The sequence below is a fragment of the Cellulomonas sp. URHE0023 genome, assembly GCF_000688475.1.
Classification (GTDB): Bacteria; Actinomycetota; Actinomycetes; order Actinomycetales; family Cellulomonadaceae; genus Cellulomonas.
Window position 1 is genome coordinate 98,562 of the sequence record NZ_JIAN01000006.1, and the last position, 15,894, is coordinate 114,455.

Genomic DNA, 15,894 nt, shown 5'->3' on the forward strand with positions numbered 1-15,894 from the left:
CGCCCACTACGCTGTCCGCCATGACCGAGCCCACCCTGCGCCTGTTCACGTCGGAATCCGTCACCGAGGGTCACCCGGACAAGGTCTGTGACCAGATCTCCGACGCGATCCTGGACGCGATCCTCGAGCAGGACCCGCAGGCGCGTGTGGCCGTCGAGACCATGGTCACCACGGGTCTCGTGCACGTCGCCGGCGAGGTCACCACGAGCGCGTACGTCGAGATCCCGCAGATCGTGCGCCAGGTCGTCCGGAGCATCGGCTACACCTCGTCGCACATCGGGTTCGACGGTGACTCGTGCGGCATCTCGGTCTCGATCGGGCAGCAGTCGCCGGACATCGCCGCCGGTGTCGACAAGGCGCTCGAGGTACGCGACGACACGTCCGACCTCGACCCGCTGGACCTCCAGGGTGCCGGCGACCAGGGCCTGATGTTCGGCTACGCGACCGACGAGACGCCGTCGCTGCTGCCGCTGCCGATCTGGCTCGCGCACCGGCTCGCGGAGCGACTGACCCTGGTCCGCAAGGAGGGCATCGTGCCCGGCCTGCGGCCCGACGGTAAGACGCAGGTCACCATCGGCTACGACGGTGACCGGGCGGTCAAGCTCGACACGGTCGTCCTGTCGACGCAGCACGACCCGGACGTCGTGCTGGAGACGCAGCTGCGTCCGGCGATCGCGGAGCACGTCGTCGCTCCGGTCCTCGAAGGGCTCGACCTCGACACGTCCGACTACCGTCTGCTGGTCAACCCGACGGGCAACTTCGTCGTCGGGGGCCCGCAGGGCGACGCCGGTCTGACGGGCCGCAAGATCATCGTCGACACGTACGGTGGCATCGCGCGCCACGGGGGCGGCGCGTTCTCCGGCAAGGACCCGTCGAAGGTGGACCGGTCGGCGGCCTACGCGATGCGCTGGGTGGCCAAGAACATCGTCGCGGCCGGCTTGGCCCGGCGCTGCGAGGTCCAGGTCGCCTACGCCATCGGCAAGGCGAACCCTGTCGGCCTGTACGTGGAGACGTTCGGTACCGAGACCGTCCCGGTCGATCGCCTGACCGCGGCGATCCGCGAGGTGTTCGACCTGCGCCCCGCGGCGATCGTGCGGGACCTGGACCTGCTGCGTCCGATCTACCAAGGGACTGCCGCGTACGGGCACTTCGGCCGCGAGCTTCCCCAGTTCACCTGGGAGCGGACCAACCGCGTCGCAGAGCTCCAGGCTGCGCTCGCCTGACCCGCGGGGCCCTTCTGCGCTGGGCGACCCGACGTCGACCGTGGGTCGCTGGTGATGGGATGGGCGGGTGGACGTGACGACGGATGGTGAGCAGCTCATGCTCGACGGGCTGCCCCGCCCGCGTCGTCGGTCCCGACCCACGACCATCGGAGCGCCGGTAGCCGAGACGCTGCCCGTCGCACGCGTGTGCGTCGACCTCCCTCCCGCGCACCTCGACCGGACGTTCGAGTACCTCGTCCCGGCCACGATGGCGGACACGGCCGTCCCCGGAACGCGGGTGAAGGTGCGGTTCGGCGGTCAGGACGTCAACGGGTACGTGCTGGAGCGGGTCGAGGAAGCCGACCACGACGGCGCGCTCACGCCCCTGCGCAAGGTCGTGTCCGCCGAGCCTGTGCTCTCGGCCGAGATCGCGCGGCTCGCCCGGGCGGTGGCGGATCGCTGGGCGGGGACGCTCGCGGACGTCGTGCGGCTCGCCGTTCCCGCCCGCCACGCCCGCGTCGAGGCGGAGGTCCCCGCCATCGCCGAGCGACCCGCCGGACCGACCTCGTCCGCGACGGCGTGGGCGCCCTACCGGGGCGGCCCCGCGTTCCTGTCGCACCTGACGGCTCGCGGCGCACCGCGAGCCGTCTGGTCTGCACTGCCCGGGCCAGCCTCCGACCGGTGGCCGGACGCGATAGCCCAGGCGGTCGCCGCATGCGTGCTGGGTGGCCGCGGAGCGCTCGTCGTCGTCCCGGACGCGCGGGACATCGACCGCGTGCTGCGCTCGTTGGCCGACGTCGGGATCCCGCTGTGGGTTCCTGGCGGCGGGGGCGGTGCGGTCCGGCTCGCAGCCGACGACGGTCCGGCGCTGCGGTACCGCTCGTTCCTGGCAGCCCTGAGAGGTCACGCCGACGTGGTCGTCGGGACGCGTGCGTCAGCGTTCGCGCCGGTGCGGGACCTGGGACTCGCGGTCGTCTGGGACGACGGAGACCCGCTGCACGCGGAGCCTCGGGCGCCGTACCCGCACGTCCGTGAGGTGCTGGCACTGCGTTCGGAGCTCGAGTCGTGCGCTCTCCTGGTCGCCGGGCACGGGCGCAGCGTCGAGGCGCAGGCGCTCGTGGAGAGCGGCTGGGCGCGCGAGGTGGCGGCAGACCGGGCGACCACCCGCCACCGCGCGCCGCGGGTGCAGGCCCTGACCTCGGTCGAGCTGGCCCGCGAAGGTCCCGCGGCGGCCGCCCGGCTGCCCGCACCCGCGTGGCGGACCGTCCGCGACAAGCTGGCGGACGGACCGGTGCTGGTCCAGGTGCCTCGCGCGGGCTACCTCCCCGCGGTCGCGTGCGGGCGCTGCCGGGCCTCGGCGCGTTGCGGTGAGTGTCACGGACCCCTTGGCCTGACGTCTGCGACCTCGGTGCCCACCTGCGGCTGGTGCGGCCGGCTGGCCACGGACTGGCGATGCACCGAGTGCGGAGCAGCTGCGCTCCGGTCGGTTCGGGTCGGGTCGGAACGGACCGCTGAGGAGCTCGGTCGGGCGTTTCCTGGTGTGCCGGTGCGCGTCTCCGGTGCGCGTGCTGCGGGCGGAGTACTGGCGAGCGTCAAGGACGAGCCGTCCGTCGTCGTCTCGACGCCGGGTGCCGAGCCGGTCGCACCCGGCGGTTATGCGGCCGCCCTGCTGCTGGACGCGTCGGTGAGCACCGCGGGCGCCGCGCTGCGGACCGGGGAGGACGCACTGCGCCGGTGGTTCACGGCCGCGTCGCTCGTCCGGTCCGCGCCCGACGGGGGAGTCGTGCTGCTCGTCGGTGACGCCGAGGAACGCGCGACGCAGGCGTTCGTGCGCTGGGACCCGGCCGGGTACGCATCGCGAGAGCTCGCCGAGCGGACCGAGCTGGCGCTTCCTCCCACGGTCCGGATCGCGTCGGTCACCGGCCCACGGGATGCGGTGGACGCGCTCGTCGCCCGCCTCGACGTGCCACAGCTGGAGGTGCTCGGCCCGGTGCCGGTCGAGGCGCGGGAGCAGTCGCTCGAGCCCGAGGTCCGTGCTCTCGCACGCGTCCCGCGTGCTCAGGGCGCCGCTCTGGCACGATCCCTCGCCGCGTCCCTGGCGGTCCGGAGCGCGCGTCGTGAGGGTGGCACGGTGCGTGTCCAGCTCGACCCGGCGGACCTCGGATGACGCTCGACGCGGTGGTCTTCGACCTGGGGCAGGTCCTGGTCCGCTGGGACCCGTACGGGCCGTTCGTCGGCCGGATGGACCGCGAGGACGTCGAGGCGTTCTTCGAGGACATCGACTTCCCCTCGTTCAACCACCACCAGGACGCAGGACGGCCGTGGGCCCAGGCGCGCGCCGAGGTGCTCGCGCGCTTCCCGCAGCACGTGGCGGCCCTCGACCTGTACGTGCACCACTTCGCCGACGCCCTGCCCGGCCCTGTGCCCGGGTCGGAGAGGCTCGTGCGGGACCTGCTGGACGCCGGTGTGCGCGCGCTGGGCCTGACCAACTGGTCCTCCGAGACGTTCCACCTCGCGGAGCCTGCAGCTCCGGCCGTCGGGCTGCTCGAGGACGTGCTCGTCTCGGGTTCCGTCGGGCTCGCCAAGCCGGACGAGCGGATCTTCCGGATGCTGGTCGACCGGTTCGACCTGACGCCCGAGACCACGCTCTTCACCGACGACTCGCCCACGAACATCGAGGCTGCTGCCCGCCTGGGCCTGCAGACAGTGACGTTCACCTCGGCGCAGGACCTGCGTCGCGAGCTCGTCTCGCGCGGGGTCGCGCTGCCGCGCACCTAAGATCGGGGCCATGCGACTGCTCTTCGCCGGAACCCCCGCGGCCGCGGTGCCGTCGCTCGAGGCTCTCCTGGGATCCCGTCATGAGGTCGTCGCGGTGCTCACCCGCCCGGACGCCCGGTCGGGCCGTGGACGCACCTCCGGGGTCAGCGCAGTGAAGGCGCGCGCACTCGAGGCGGGCCTCGAGGTGCTCACGCCCGACAAGCCGCGCGACGAGGCGTTCCAGTCCAGGCTCGCCGAGCTGGCCGTCGACGCCGCTCCGGTCGTCGCGTACGGCGCCCTGATCCCGCCGGCGCTGCTGGACGTCCCGGTGCACGGCTGGGTCAACCTGCACTTCTCGGTGCTGCCGGCCTGGCGGGGTGCGGCGCCCGTCCAGCACGCGCTCATCTCGGGCGACGACGTGACGGGCGCTTCGACGTTCCGGCTCGAAGCAGGCCTGGACACCGGGCCGGTCTACGGGTTCCTGACCGAGACGATCCGTCCGCGCGACACGGCGGGAGACCTGCTCGACCGGCTCGCCGTCGCCGGTGCCGGACTCCTCGTCCAGACGCTCGACGCCATCGAGGACGGGATCCTCAGCCCCGTCGCCCAGGGAACCGACGGCGTCAGCCACGCCCCGAAGCTCGAGACGGAGGACGCCCGCGTGCGCTGGTCTCAGCCGCCGCACGCCGTCGACCGCCGCATCCGCGGCTGCACGCCCGCACCCGGTGCGTGGACCACGTTGCCGGACGGCACTCGCCTCGGCCTGGGACCGGTGCTCGGCGCACCCGACGTCACGGACCTGACGCCCGGTGAGGTTCGCGTCGGAAAGCGGGACGTGCTGGTCGGCACCGGCGGCCACGCGGTCAGGCTCGGCGAGGTGACGCCGCAGGGCAAGCGACCCATGGCTGCGGCCGACTGGGCTCGCGGAGCACGGCTCGGCACAGCAGTCGTCCTCGGGGGCGCAGCGTGACCGCCGACGACCGCCGGGACGCCACCGGGCGGCAACGCGGCTCCGCACGCGCGCAGGGCCGGACCCAGCGCTCGACGTCAGCGCCGTCGCAGCGACGCAAGGGCAGCGACGCGGCACGAACCGCCGCCTACGACGTCCTGCGTGCCGTCGCCGGCACCGACTCGTACGCGAACCTGGTCCTGCCGCCACTGCTGCGCGAGCGCCGGATCGACGCCCGCGATGCCGCCTTCGCCACGGAGCTCGCCTACGGCACCCTGCGCCTGCAGGGCAGGTACGACGCCATCATCGGGTTGGCCGCCTCACGGCCGACCGACAAGATCGACCCCCCGGTTCTCGACGTGCTGCGCCTGGGCGCGCACCAGCTGCTCGGGATGCGCGTGCCCGCCCATGCGGCGGTGTCCGAGACGGTGGGCCTGGCGCGCGAACAGCTGGGCACCGGCGCGTCCCAGTTCGTCAACGCGGTCCTGCGGGCGATCGGCCGCGAGCCGCTCGAGGTCTGGGAGGGGCGGATCACGGACGGCACCGACGAGCTCGGTGCCCTTGCTGTGCTCCAGAGCCATCCGGTGTGGGTCGTGCGCGCGCTGCGTGAGGCGCTCGTCGGTCACGGCAGGTCGGCGGACGAGATCGAGGAGCTGCTCGTCTCGGACAACGTCGCGCCGCACGTGACGGTCGTGGCTCGGCCCGGCCTCGCGGCGGCGGACGAGGTCCTGTCGGACTCTCCGGGGTCCACCCGCGGCGCGCTCGCACCGACCGCCGTCGTGCTCGCCGGCGGCGACCCCGCCGGCCTGCCGAGCGTGCGCGACGGGCGCTCCGGTGTGCAGGACGAGGGCAGCCAGCTGGTCGCGCTCGCGCTCACCGCGGTACCGGTCGAGGGTCGCGATGACCGGTGGCTCGACCTGTGCGCCGGTCCGGGTGGCAAGGCGGCGCTGCTGGCGGCGGTGGCGGGGGAGCGCGGTGCTTGCATCGTCGCCAACGAGCTGCAGCCGCACCGCACGCAGCTGGTCGAGCAGGCGCTGCGCGCCGTACCCGCCGACGCGGTCGAGGACGTGCGGACCGGCGACGGCCGCGCTCTCGGAACCCAGGAGCCCGACTCGTTCGACCGGGTCATGGTCGATGCGCCGTGCACAGGACTCGGCGCCCTGCGTCGGCGCCCCGAGGCCCGGTGGCGGCGCAGCCCGTCCGACCTGGCCGCGCTGAGCGCCCTGCAGCGTGAGCTCCTCGTCTCGGCACTGCGTGCGGTTCGTCCTGGCGGCGTCGTCGCCTACGTGACGTGCTCACCGCACCTCGTCGAGACCCAGCTCGTCGTCAAGGACGCGTTGCGGGCGGCCGGTCGAGACGGACTGTCCGTCGAGCAGATCGACGCCCAGGCGGTGGTCCGTCAGGTCGCGGGCGGCGAGGTCGACCTGCCCGAGGGTCGGCTGGACGTCCAGCTCTGGCCGCACGTGCACGGTACCGATGCCATGCACCTGACCCTTCTGCGGCGCAGGACGTAGGCCCTGACTAGGCTGCTCACGTGCCTGCGCTGATCAACCCGAGCATCCTGTCCGCGGACTTCGTCAACCTCGAGCGCGACCTGGCAGCGATCGCCGCCGCCGACTACGTGCACGTCGATGTCATGGACAACCACTTCGTCCCGAACCTGACGCTCGGCCTGCCGATCGTGCGCCGGATCGCGGAGGTGTCGCCGGTTCCGCTGGACGTGCACCTCATGATCGAGGACGCCGACCGCTGGGCCCCGGAGTACGCGGCTGCCGGTGCGGCGTCCGTGACCTTCCACGCCGAGGCCACGCAGGCCCCCGTGCGGCTGGCCCGCGAGCTGCGGTCGAACGGTGTTCGCGCGGGCATCGCACTGCGGCCGGCGTCGCCGGTCGAGCCGCTCCTGGACCTGCTTCCCGAGTTCGACATGGTGCTCGTCATGACCGTCGAGCCGGGGTTCGGTGGTCAGTCGTTCATCGAGGGGATGCTGCCGAAGATCCGGCGGGCCCGTCAGGCGATCCAGGAGTCGGGTTCCTCGACGTGGCTCCAGGTGGACGGCGGGGTCGCCCGTGACACGATCGGGCGCATCGCGCAGGCGGGCGCGAACGTCTTCGTCGCCGGCTCGGCGGTCTACGGGGCAGCCGACGTCGCGGGCGAGATCGCGGCGCTCCGCCAGCTCGCGGAAACGCTTGCGGCTTGAACCGAAATCCCGACCCTGCGTGTCCGGATTTCGGACGGGAATGTCTCGTGTGGCATGATCGTTGGCGCAGTACGAACACACATACACGTGCTCCGGGGTCGGTGTAATTCCGAGCCGGCGGTGACAGTCCGCGACCCGACCGGTCCGCAAGGACCGGGCGGTTGACCTGGTGGAACTCCAGGACCGACGGTGAAAGTCCGGATGGGAGGATCACGTGGCGGCGCCTGTGCGCCGTGGTAGCGGGACTCTTCCTGCCGCCCTCACCCCGGAGCCGACGCGCCCGGAGGTGAGCATGTCCCGCACGGAGGTCGAGCGCGTCGCTCCCGCCGAGCTGTCTGCGCTCCGGCACGCGTTGGCGATCGCTCGCCGCGGCCCGTCGAACGGCCCCAACCCGCGCGTCGGCGCGGTTCTGCTGAGTCCTGAAGGTGAGGTCCTCGGCGAGGGGTGGCACCGTGGTGCGGGAACCCCGCACGCCGAGGTCGCCGCCCTCGTGGACGCCGCGGCGCGCGGGAGCGACACCGCCGGCGCCACCGCGGTCGTGACGCTCGAGCCGTGCAACCACACCGGCCGCACCGGTCCGTGCTCGGAGGCGCTGATCGCCGCCGGCATCGGACGCGTCGTCGTCTCGGTGGCCGACCCGAACCCTGTGGCCGCAGGTGGAGCACAGCGGCTCCGGGATGCGGGCGTCGACGTCCAGACCGGCGTGCTCGCAGACGAGGGCCGCGAGCTGCTCGGTGCGTGGCTGCCGTCCGTCGAGCGTGGTCGACCGTTCGTGACGCTCAAGCTGGCCACCTCGCTCGACGGCCGGGTCGCCGCGGCCGACGGATCCAGCCGGTGGATCACGTCCGAGGTCTCACGACGCCACGCGCACGACCTGCGGGCCGAGGTGGGTGCGATCGTCGTCGGGACGGGAACGGTCCTCGCCGACGACCCCTCGCTCACCGCGCGCAACGCCGCGGACGAGCTGCACGGGCAGCAGCCCTTGAGGGTGGTCGTCGGCCACCGTCGGGTCCCGCCGGGGGCACGACTCCACGGGCCGGGCGGCGAGCTGCTCACCGTGCAGTCCCACGATCCTGCCGCGGTGCTCGCGGTGCTCGCGGAGCGCGAGGTGCGGCATGTGCTCGTCGAGGGCGGCCCGACGCTGGCCGCGGCGTTCGTCCGGGCCGGGCTCGTCGACGAGGTGCATGCCTACGTCGCACCGGTCCTGCTGGGAGCCGGACCGCCCGCACTGGCCGACCTCGGTATCGCGACCATCGGTGACGCCGTCCGGCTGACCACGCGGTCCGTGCTTCCGCTCGGCCCGGACGTCCTGATCGTCGCCACCCCAGAACCGACCAGCACCAGCAGCAAGGAGCACTGATGTTCACCGGAATCGTCGAGGAGATCGGCACTGTTGTCGAGATCACCAGCAGCGGGTCTCTCGAGCAGGGACCCCAGGACGCCCGCCTGCGCGTGCGCGGCGCGCTCGTCGTCTCGGACGCCCGCCTCGGAGACTCCATCAGCGTGTCCGGCGTCTGTCTCACGGTGACCGAGCTGCCGGGTGACGGCACGTTCTGGGCCGACGTCATGCCCGAGACGCTGCGCCGAAGCGCGCTGGAGGACCTCGGCGTGTCCAGCCCGGTGAACCTCGAGCGCGCGCTGGCCGTCGGCGGCCGGTACGGCGGGCACGTCGTCCAGGGACACGTCGACGGCGTCGGGACCATCCTGAGCCGCACGCCCGGACCCCGCTGGGACGACATCGAGATCGGCCTCGCGCCCGAGCTCACCCGGTACATCGCCGAGAAGGGCTCGATCGCCGTCTCCGGCATCTCGCTGACCGTCACGCACGTCACCGACGAGTCGTTCGGTGTCTCACTCATCCCCACGACGCTGGAGGCGACGACCCTCGGCACCCTGGCACCCGGCGCACGGGTGAACATCGAGGTCGACGTCCTGGCCAAGTACACCGAGCGGTTGCTGTCGTCGGCGGGGGTGCTGCGATGAGCATCCGTCTCGGCACCGTCGAGGAGGCGCTCGAGGCGCTGCGCCAAGGCCGTCCGGTGCTCGTCGCCGACTCGCCCGACCGCGAGAACGAGGCCGACGTCATCCTGGCAGCACAGTCCGCGACGCCCGAATGGGTCGCGTGGACCATCCGGCACTCGTCGGGGTACCTGTGCGCACCGATGACGGCATCGCGTGCGGACGCCCTCGACCTGCCGCTGATGGTCCCGCACAGCCAGGACCCTCGACGGACCGCGTACACGGTCACCGTCGACGCGGCCACGGGCGTGAGCACCGGTATCTCGGCCGCTGACCGAGCACGCACGCTGCGGGTGCTCGCCGACCCGGCGTCGGGCCGCGAGGACCTCATCCGCCCGGGGCACGTGCTTCCCCTGCGCGCCGTCCCCGGTGGTGTGCTGCACCGCGCGGGACACACCGAGGCTGCCGTCGACCTGTGCCGGCTCGCCGGTCTGGAACCCGTCGGCGCGATCGCGGAGCTGGTCAACGACGACGGGACGATGACCCGGCTCGACGACTCCTCCGCGCTGGCCGAGGCCGAGGGTCTCGTGCTCCTGACCATCGAGGACATCGTCGCGTGGCGGACCAGCCACGGTGACGACGTGACCAACGAGGTCGCCGTCGCCGCATCGCCGCGCGAGCGGGTGCACGCCACGCACACCGCGTACCTGCCCACGAAGCACGGGGAGTTCCGCATCCACGGCTACCGCGACCTCCGGACCGGTGCCGAGCACGTCGCACTCGTCCCCACGGGTGGCCTGGCCGAGCAGCCGGTGGTCCGGGTCCACTCCGAGTGCCTGACCGGGGACGCGTTCGGGTCTGCCCGCTGCGACTGCGGCCCGCAGCTCGACGCGGCGCTCGAGCTCGCCTCCGCACAGGGCGGTGCGGTCGTCTACCTGCGCGGGCACGAGGGTCGCGGCATCGGCCTGCTGGCCAAGGTGGCCGCCTACGCGCTGCAGGACGAGGGCCGGGACACCGTCGAGGCGAACCTCGACCTGGGCTGGCCCGCGGACCGGCGCGAGTACGGCGCGGCCGCTGCGATCCTGACGGATCTGGGAGTCAGCCGGATAAGCCTCCTGACCAACAACCCCGCCAAGGTCGCCGGCCTGCGCGCGCACGGCATCGACGTCGCCGAGATCCACAGCCTCGAGGTCGGGCGCACGCCTCAGAACGAGGCGTACCTGCGCACCAAGGCCACGTCGATGGGCCACCTGCTTCACCTGCCCGTGGGCACGGAGCGCGAGCCCATCGCCGTGGCACCCGTCCGTGCGACGCCGGCGACGCCCGGGGCGGACCACGAGGACCACGCATTCGAGAACCTGGAGGACCTGGTATGAGCGGTGCCGGAGCACCCACCCTGACCGTCGACGGGACCGGCCTGAGGGTCGTCGTCGTGGCCGCGAGCTGGCACACCGTCGTGATGGACGGCCTGCTCGCCGGTGCGGAGCGCGCCTTGACGGCCGCTCATGTGTCCGACGTGACGATCGTCCGTGTGCCGGGCACCTTCGAGCTTCCTGTGGCCGCCCAGGTCGCTGCGGAGAACGGTGCCGACGCGGTGGTCGCCCTCGGCGTCGTCATCCGCGGCGGAACGCCGCACTTCGAGTACGTGTGCCAGGGGGCGACGCTCGGGCTCACGGACGTCGCCATCCGCACCGGGGTCCCGGTGGGGTTCGGTGTCCTGACGTGTGACGACGATGCCCAGGCGCTGGACCGGGCAGGCTTGCCCGGCTCGCACGAGGACAAGGGCGCCGAGGCTGCTGAGGCCGCGGTCGCCACCGTGGTCGCGCTGCGCGGGCTGCGCCCTGGGACGTCTAGAGTGCGCGCGTGAAGACCTTCGACGCACTGTTCGCCGAGCTGACGGAGAAGGCGACCAGCCGTCCCGCCGGCTCACGTACCGTCGCCGAGATCGACTCGGGTGTCCACGGCATCGGCAAGAAGGTCGTCGAGGAAGCCGCCGAGGTCTGGATGGCCGCCGAGTTCGAGTCGGACGAGCGGACGGCCGAGGAGATCTCCCAGCTGCTCTACCACCTACAGGTGCTCATGATCGCGCGCGGACTGACGCTCGACGACGTGTACGCGCACCTCTGAGACCCGAGGACCCGCTGTGCTGAGGATTGCCGTCCCGAACAAGGGATCCCTGTCGGAGCCTGCCGTCGAGATGCTCAAGGAGGCCGGCTACAAGCAGCGCCGTGACTCGCGTGAGCTCGTCCTGCCCGACCCGGACAACGACGTGGAGTTCTTCTTCCTGCGCCCGCGCGACATCGCGGTCTACGTCGGAGCGGGCACGGTCGACGTCGGGATCACCGGACGCGACCTCATGCTGGACTCGGAGTCCGCGGCGGTCGAGCACCTGCCGCTCGGCTTCGCCCGCTCGACGTTCCGGTTCGCCGGTGCGGCGGGGGAGTGGACCGCCGTCGAGCAGGTCGGGGGCCGCCGGGTCGCGACGAGCTACCCCGTGCTGGTCCGCTCGTACCTGCGCTCCCTCGGCATAGAGCCGGCCGGTGTGGTGCGTCTCGACGGTGCGGTCGAGTCGGCGATCAAGCTCGGTGTCGCCGACGTGATCGCCGATGTGGTGGAGACCGGCACGACGCTGCGCGCCGCGGGCCTGGAGATCTTCGCCGAGCCGATCCTGCGGTCCGAGGCCGTCCTGGTGCGCAGGTCCGACGTGGACGAACCTGCGGGCCTCGACGTGCTGACCCGGCGCATCCAGGGCGTCCTCACCGCGCGCGAGTACGTGCTCATGGACTACGACGTGCCTCTGGATCTCGTCGACGCCGCAGTCGCGATCACACCCGGGCTCGAGTCGCCGACCGTGTCCCCCTTGCACAACCGGGACTGGGCGGCCGTCCGGGCGATGGTGCGCCGCGACCAGACCAACCGGGTGATGGACTCGCTGTACGACATCGGCGCCCGCGCCATCCTGGTCACCTCGATCCACGCGTGCCGGCTCTGAGCGGAACCGACGTGGCGTCGTACCGGACGTTCCGCCCACGCGCCGCGCGGGTGGTGACGCTCACCCTGGCGGTCGTGGTCCTCACGCTGGCGGGGCTGCTGATCGCCTTCATGCCTGGCTTGAACACGGGTGACCGGGTCGGCTTCGCGCTCGTCGCCTTGATGATCGCGGCGTTCTGCTGGCGGCAGGGAACGGTCCGTGCGCGCGTGGATGACAACGGCGTCACCGTCCGCAACCTCGTCTACACGCGGCGGCTCGAGTGGGCGGAGATCGTCTCGGTGCGCTTCGGCTCCGGACGACCGTGGGTCCAGCTCGACCTGTCTGACGGCGACACGCTGGCCGTCATGGGCATTCAGCGCGCAGACGGCCAGTACGCGCAGGCGGAGGCCCGGCGCCTGGCGACGCTGGTCGCGCAGCACACCGAGACGCCGCGGGACGACTGACGTGGAGATCGAGGTCGACGGCGAGCGGTTCTCGGTGACCGAACGCGGGTGCGGCACGTACGACGCCTCGTGGCTCACGGGCCCCAACCCGGGCTACGGATTCTCCGTCTCGGGCCGAACCCATGGCGAGGGCGTCGGGTACGCGGCTCGCCGGCTCGGCGACCAGGAGCTCGTCGACCAGATCCGCAGCTTCCTCGCGCAGGTGGACCCCGTGACCGGCTTCATGGAGTGAGGTCGTCCAGGCGGACAGCATGCACACCCGCCGCGGCGGCGGTCAGGAATGCGGCGGGGTCCGCGTCGAGCCCTCGGCCCATCGTCGAGAGGCGGACCGGTGAGCCCCCCAACGCGCTGAACAGGTCTGCCCCGACGGGGACGCGCACCAGGCGGTGCCGAGACGACAGCGCCGCGGCCTGGTGGTCGATCCGGTGGCCGAGCCCGTCGAGCGGACCCGGGTCGAAGACGGGCACGACGACGTCGGCGGCCGCGAGCGCGACGCGGCCATAGGCGGTGAGCGAGTGGTGCGAGACGCCAAGGTGCCGCTCGCGTTCGTCGGCACCTGAGACCCGCAACGAGGCGACCGGACGGCCACCGAGTGCCGCCGCGGCGTTCACGGCCTCGCCCGCGGCGACGCCCGAGAATCCCCAGCGCGTGCCGGTGCCGAGGTTCCCGGGTCCTTGTGCGACCACCACGACGTCGGCGCCGACGACGTGTCGTGCCGCGAGCAGCCCGGTGTGCACCGTGACCGCCTCGAGGTCACCGCCGAACGCCTGCCCGGTGGTGATGCACGCGTCGATCCAGCCGGCATCGCGCAGGCCCGCGACCGCGCGGGAGAACCAAGCCGCGAGGGCGCCGCCGTCCGTCATGACATAGGCGACCCGGGGCGGTGCCGCGCCGGCACGCGCGGCAGCGAACCGAGCACCGGCCACGATCGCGGGGAGGGCGGAGTGCAGGTCCGCGACGACGACCGGCAGACCGTCGAGGTCGTCCGCGTCACGCAGGACCTCGTGGTGCGGCGACTCCTGGTCGTCGACGCCCAGCACCATCGCCTGCAGCGGCGTGTACCGGGCCTTGACCAGGTGACCGGGACCGTCCGAGGGATCTGCGGGAAGGTTGTCGGGGCGTGCGACGACGAGCGCGTACCCACCCGTGCCGAGCCCGCGGGCGAGCGCCGAGACGTTCAGCAGGACCCGGTCGCCGATCACGGGAGAGCCGACGAGCGCCGGGTAGGCGAGCGCTCGCACGGTCCCACCTGCGGGGATCGCGCCCACGGGCGACTCCAGCTCGACGGTCATCTCGGCGGCGCCCGACCACGTTGATCCGAGCGACACCACGGTTCCCGCACGCCACGTGATCACGCGCCCACGCTACCGGCCACTACGGTTGTCCTCGATGGCCGCTCAGATCGCCCCTGCCGAGCGCCTGCTCAACCTCGTCATCGCCCTGGTCAACACCGCGGGCCGGATGACGAAGGAGCAGGTGCGCACAAGCGTCGCCGGTTACCAGGAGGCACCGTCCGACGACGCCTTCGAGCGGATGTTCGAGCGCGACAAGGACACGCTGCGTGACCTCGGCATCCCGATCCTGACCATCACGGACGCGGGCCACGGCGACGACATCGGCTACCGGGTGGACCTCGACGCCTACGCGCTGCCCCCGCTCGACCTGACGGCCGCCGAGCTGGGTGTGCTGGCCATGGCGGCCCAGGTGTGGCAGGACCAGGCCGTCCGCGCGGACACGTCCCGCGCGCTCACCAAGCTCAGGGCCGTCGGCGAGGGCGTCGAGTCGACGGACCTCGTCGCGGGTCTCGCGCCCCGCGTCCGGGCGGGGGGCGGCGCGTTCAGCCCGCTGGTCGACGCGGTCCAGGCACGCCAGCCGGTCCGGTTCAGGTACCGCGCCGCGACGACCGGCGAGGTGCGCGACCGGGTCGTGGAGCCGTGGAAGCTGCTGGCCCGCCGCGGCGGCTGGGTGCTCGTCGGGCTGGACCGGGAGCGCGGTGCGAGCCGGTCGTACCGGCTGACCCGCATCGAGGGCTCCGTGCGCCCCGCGGGCGAGCCCGGCTCGTTCGCGGCGCCGTCACCCGACGCCATGGCGGAGGCTCTGCGTGCCTGGGGAGGCGGACCGGAGACGATTGCGACACTCGCGATCCTGCCGGAGCGTGCCAGCGCTGCACGCGTCCGCGCGGTGCCTGCCCCCGTCGACGCCCCGGACTGGACCGCGGACCCGGCGACGGCCCCGCTCCTCACCAACAGGGAGCTGGTCCACGTGCCGTACCGCGCCGAGTGGGAGCTCGCCGAGGAGCTCGTGGGCTACGGTGCGGCCGTCGTCGTGCTCGCACCGGCGAACTTGCGCGACCATGTGCTGCACCTGCTGCGCACGGCCGCGACCCTCGACCGGACCAGCGACACGGAGGTCACCGTCGATGGCTGAGCGCGCCAGTGACCGGCTCCTGCGGATGCTCGGCATGATCACCTACCTCGACCGTCACGAAGGCGTGTCGGTCGAGGAGATCGCGGACCAGTTCGGCGTCACCACCCACCAGGTGATGTCGGACATCGACACGCTCTGGGTCACGGGGACCCCCGGCTACTACCCGCACGACCTGATCGACTTCGATGCGGCGTCCTACGAGCAAGGTGTCGTCCGCTTGACGGAGTCGCGCGGGATGACGCGACCGTTGCGTCTGGGTGCTCGGGAGGCCGTTGCGCTGGTGGCCGCACTTCGAGCGCTGGACTCGGCGCTGGGTTCGGCGATGGACCCCGAGCGGGCGGCCGTCCTGCGGTCCGCGCTCGGGAAGCTGACTGCGGCGACGGGCGATGCCGCCGCTGCGGTGGACGTCCGGCTGTCCGTGGACGCCGCACCCGAGGTCGCCTCCGCGGTGGCGACAGCGCTGCAGGAGGGACGACGCCTGCACCTTCGCTACGTGAACGCGGCGGACATCACCACGGAACGCGACGTCGACCCCATCCGCCTGGCCACCGACGACGAGCGGACCTACCTGCTCGCGTGGTGCCTGCTGGTCGACGGCGAGCGCCTGTTCCGCATCGACCGTGTGCTCGCCGCGCGCGTCCTGGACGAACCGAGCCTCGTGCACCCCGTGAGCGACCAGGCGCACCTGTTCGCGCCCGGGCCGGAGGGGGAGCTGGTCACCCTGCACCTGACGAGCCGCGCACGATGGGTCGCCGAGACGGCGCCCGTGGAGGTCGTCCGCAACCACGACGACGGCTCGTTCGAGGTCGACCTGCGGATCGTGCAGGAGTCGTGGCTCCGTCACGTCGTGCTGCAGGTCGCCGACGACGTCCTCGACGTGAGGCCGCGTCGGGTGGCCGAGGAGGTTGCGGCGTCCGCTCGAGCCGCACTTCGGGCCTACGGCGCGCTCGCCGGGTCGGAGGCCTGAG

General features: G+C 72.8%; 17 protein-coding genes and 1 riboswitch. Of the genes, 16 read left to right on the plus strand and 1 reads right to left on the minus strand.

Features of this window, described 5'->3' with window-relative positions:
• The first annotated feature begins 20 nt into the window (after positions 1 to 20).
• The 14 genes from metK (at position 21) to N553_RS0109750 (ending at position 12,731) form a co-directional block, all read left to right on the plus strand.
• A complete protein-coding gene (gene metK, locus N553_RS0109685) occupies positions 21 to 1,223 on the plus strand; it encodes a methionine adenosyltransferase (RefSeq protein ID WP_028046346.1) in 1,203 nt (400 codons plus the stop codon).
• Between the two features lie 97 nt (positions 1,224 to 1,320).
• Positions 1,321 to 3,369: a primosomal protein N' gene (locus tag N553_RS0109690; RefSeq protein WP_051640143.1), complete on the plus strand. Its 2,049-nt coding sequence runs from the start codon at positions 1,321 to 1,323 to the stop codon at positions 3,367 to 3,369.
• On the plus strand, positions 3,366 to 3,980 hold the full coding sequence (locus N553_RS0109695; RefSeq protein ID WP_028046348.1) for an HAD family phosphatase: 615 nt from the start codon (positions 3,366 to 3,368) through the stop codon (positions 3,978 to 3,980). The genes N553_RS0109690 and N553_RS0109695 overlap by 4 nt, the downstream gene beginning before the upstream one ends.
• 10 nt (positions 3,981 to 3,990) lie before the next feature.
• Positions 3,991 to 4,929 carry a methionyl-tRNA formyltransferase gene (locus N553_RS0109700; protein WP_028046349.1) on the plus strand — a complete coding sequence of 313 codons (939 nt, stop codon included), beginning with the start codon at positions 3,991 to 3,993 and terminating at the stop codon, positions 4,927 to 4,929.
• Positions 4,926 to 6,422 carry an RsmB/NOP family class I SAM-dependent RNA methyltransferase gene (locus tag N553_RS0109705; protein WP_034621695.1) on the plus strand — a complete coding sequence of 499 codons (1,497 nt, stop codon included), beginning with the start codon at positions 4,926 to 4,928 and terminating at the stop codon, positions 6,420 to 6,422. Before N553_RS0109700 ends, N553_RS0109705 begins: the two co-directional genes overlap by 4 nt.
• Positions 6,423 to 6,442: 20 nt before the next feature.
• Positions 6,443 to 7,105, plus strand: coding sequence for a ribulose-phosphate 3-epimerase (rpe, locus tag N553_RS0109710; protein WP_028046351.1), 663 nt, complete (start codon positions 6,443 to 6,445; stop codon positions 7,103 to 7,105).
• An 84-nt stretch (positions 7,106 to 7,189) separates the two neighbouring features.
• A riboswitch (FMN riboswitch) is annotated at positions 7,190 to 7,322 on the plus strand.
• A gap of 75 nt (positions 7,323 to 7,397) precedes the next feature.
• Positions 7,398 to 8,465 carry a bifunctional diaminohydroxyphosphoribosylaminopyrimidine deaminase/5-amino-6-(5-phosphoribosylamino)uracil reductase RibD gene (ribD, locus tag N553_RS22080; protein ID WP_034621985.1) on the plus strand — a complete coding sequence of 356 codons (1,068 nt, stop codon included), beginning with the start codon at positions 7,398 to 7,400 and terminating at the stop codon, positions 8,463 to 8,465.
• Complete coding sequence (locus tag N553_RS0109720; protein WP_028046352.1) at positions 8,465 to 9,088, plus strand: riboflavin synthase; 624 nt, start codon at positions 8,465 to 8,467, stop codon at positions 9,086 to 9,088. Before ribD ends, N553_RS0109720 begins: the two co-directional genes overlap by 1 nt.
• The gene (locus tag N553_RS0109725; protein ID WP_028046353.1) at positions 9,085 to 10,440 is read left to right on the plus strand and encodes a bifunctional 3,4-dihydroxy-2-butanone-4-phosphate synthase/GTP cyclohydrolase II; all 1,356 of its coding nucleotides are present in this window, start codon (positions 9,085 to 9,087) and stop codon (positions 10,438 to 10,440) included. Before N553_RS0109720 ends, N553_RS0109725 begins: the two co-directional genes overlap by 4 nt.
• A complete protein-coding gene (ribH, locus tag N553_RS0109730) occupies positions 10,437 to 10,931 on the plus strand; it encodes a 6,7-dimethyl-8-ribityllumazine synthase (protein ID WP_028046354.1) in 495 nt (164 codons plus the stop codon). The genes N553_RS0109725 and ribH overlap by 4 nt, the downstream gene beginning before the upstream one ends.
• Entirely contained in the window at positions 10,928 to 11,191 is a 264-nt protein-coding gene (locus tag N553_RS0109735; RefSeq protein WP_028046355.1) for a phosphoribosyl-ATP diphosphatase, read from the plus strand. Before ribH ends, N553_RS0109735 begins: the two co-directional genes overlap by 4 nt.
• Positions 11,192 to 11,207: 16 nt before the next feature.
• Complete coding sequence (gene hisG, locus N553_RS0109740) at positions 11,208 to 12,056, plus strand: ATP phosphoribosyltransferase (protein WP_028046356.1); 849 nt, start codon at positions 11,208 to 11,210, stop codon at positions 12,054 to 12,056.
• Positions 12,044 to 12,499: a PH domain-containing protein gene (locus N553_RS0109745; protein ID WP_051640051.1), complete on the plus strand. Its 456-nt coding sequence runs from the start codon at positions 12,044 to 12,046 to the stop codon at positions 12,497 to 12,499. Before hisG ends, N553_RS0109745 begins: the two co-directional genes overlap by 13 nt.
• A 1-nt stretch (position 12,500) precedes the next feature.
• Positions 12,501 to 12,731: a hypothetical protein gene (locus N553_RS0109750; protein WP_028046358.1), complete on the plus strand. Its 231-nt coding sequence runs from the start codon at positions 12,501 to 12,503 to the stop codon at positions 12,729 to 12,731.
• Here the strand turns inward: N553_RS0109750 and N553_RS0109755 are convergent.
• Positions 12,721 to 13,854 (minus strand): DUF3866 family protein, encoded by a 1,134-nt coding sequence (locus tag N553_RS0109755; protein WP_028046359.1) that lies wholly within the window; start codon positions 13,852 to 13,854, stop codon positions 12,721 to 12,723. The genes N553_RS0109750 and N553_RS0109755 overlap by 11 nt on opposite strands.
• A gap of 34 nt (positions 13,855 to 13,888) precedes the next feature.
• On the opposite strand from N553_RS0109755, the gene N553_RS22085 reads away from it, so the two are divergent.
• A complete protein-coding gene (locus N553_RS22085) occupies positions 13,889 to 14,926 on the plus strand; it encodes a YafY family protein (protein ID WP_034621704.1) in 1,038 nt (345 codons plus the stop codon).
• Complete coding sequence (locus tag N553_RS0109765; RefSeq protein WP_028046360.1) at positions 14,919 to 15,893, plus strand: YafY family protein; 975 nt, start codon at positions 14,919 to 14,921, stop codon at positions 15,891 to 15,893. Before N553_RS22085 ends, N553_RS0109765 begins: the two co-directional genes overlap by 8 nt.
• The last annotated feature ends 1 nt before the right edge of the window (position 15,894 follow it).

What these genes read in the sequence shown, in the direction of transcription:
- N553_RS0109695 (WP_028046348.1), top strand. Translation starts at nt 3,366, where the DNA reads ATGACGCTCGACGCGGTGGTCTTCGACCTGGGGCAGGTCCTGGTCCGC.
- ribH (WP_028046354.1), top strand. Translation starts at nt 10,437, where the DNA reads ATGAGCGGTGCCGGAGCACCCACCCTGACCGTCGACGGGACCGGCCTG.
- N553_RS0109700 (WP_028046349.1), top strand. Translation starts at nt 3,991, where the DNA reads ATGCGACTGCTCTTCGCCGGAACCCCCGCGGCCGCGGTGCCGTCGCTC.
- N553_RS0109690 (WP_051640143.1), top strand. Translation starts at nt 1,321, where the DNA reads ATGCTCGACGGGCTGCCCCGCCCGCGTCGTCGGTCCCGACCCACGACC.
- N553_RS0109765 (WP_028046360.1), top strand. Translation starts at nt 14,919, where the DNA reads ATGGCTGAGCGCGCCAGTGACCGGCTCCTGCGGATGCTCGGCATGATC.
- metK (WP_028046346.1), top strand. Translation starts at nt 21, where the DNA reads ATGACCGAGCCCACCCTGCGCCTGTTCACGTCGGAATCCGTCACCGAG.
- N553_RS0109725 (WP_028046353.1), top strand. Translation starts at nt 9,085, where the DNA reads ATGAGCATCCGTCTCGGCACCGTCGAGGAGGCGCTCGAGGCGCTGCGC.
- N553_RS0109720 (WP_028046352.1), top strand. Translation starts at nt 8,465, where the DNA reads ATGTTCACCGGAATCGTCGAGGAGATCGGCACTGTTGTCGAGATCACC.
- ribD (WP_034621985.1), top strand. Translation starts at nt 7,398, where the DNA reads ATGTCCCGCACGGAGGTCGAGCGCGTCGCTCCCGCCGAGCTGTCTGCG.
- N553_RS22085 (WP_034621704.1), top strand. Translation starts at nt 13,889, where the DNA reads ATGGCCGCTCAGATCGCCCCTGCCGAGCGCCTGCTCAACCTCGTCATC.